General features: G+C 71.8%; 1 protein-coding gene. It reads left to right on the top strand.

Annotated elements, in window-relative coordinates; all coding sequences use genetic code 11:
• Positions 1–10: 10 nt before the first annotated feature.
• Positions 11–709: hypothetical protein (locus AC31A1_RS52195; RefSeq protein WP_489660043.1), on the top strand; the 699-nt coding region annotated here is incomplete at its 3' end.

Consider the following 709-nt stretch of genomic DNA (forward strand, 5'->3'; position numbering starts at 1 on the left):
CGGCCGTCCCGTGCGCGCAGCCCGCACCACCGCCGCCGTCGCCCTGCTCCTCGCGACCGCCGTGGCCTGCGGTGACACCGGCGCACTGCGGGCCGCGGGGGCGACTCCCACGGCGACCAGCCCCGCCAAGCTTTGGCCAAATCTGTCGCCCGCCGCCTCACCCGCCTACGACTTCGACGAGGCGGACACGGAGACCGTGAAGGGCGTCACCGTCCCGGGCGACGACATCCACAAGGTGGACCCGATCGCCGTTGTACGCGCCGAGATCGCCGCGAACCCCAGCGACTACGACGGCTCCAAGGCGCCGTACCGGGGGACCGCCGAGCGGATCGGCGACTGCGGGAAAGGCGGGGACCGTAGCGCGTGTCCCGTCCTCAAGCCCTACTACCGCGACCTCACCGGCGACGGACGCGACGACCTGACGCTGGGGTTCCGCCTGCTGCCCACCAAGATGACCGCCGTGCGCGTCTACACCGTCGAGAAGCACAGACTTGTGCAGGTCATGGCCAACGACGACGCGGTCAGCGGGGTCGAACTGGCCGGGCATTCGGTGATCATCCGCTCGCCGTCGGAGCTCGCGGGGTACGAGTACCGCGTGCAGTGGACCTGGGACGCGGACCAGAAGGCGATGCTGCTGACCCACGACGAGTTCCTGCGCACGGGCAGCCGCAAGCACGGAGTCCGCCGCGCGACCCCCGCCCCTCCCGCC

It is taken from the genome of Streptomyces sp. P5F9 (assembly GCF_057961495.1).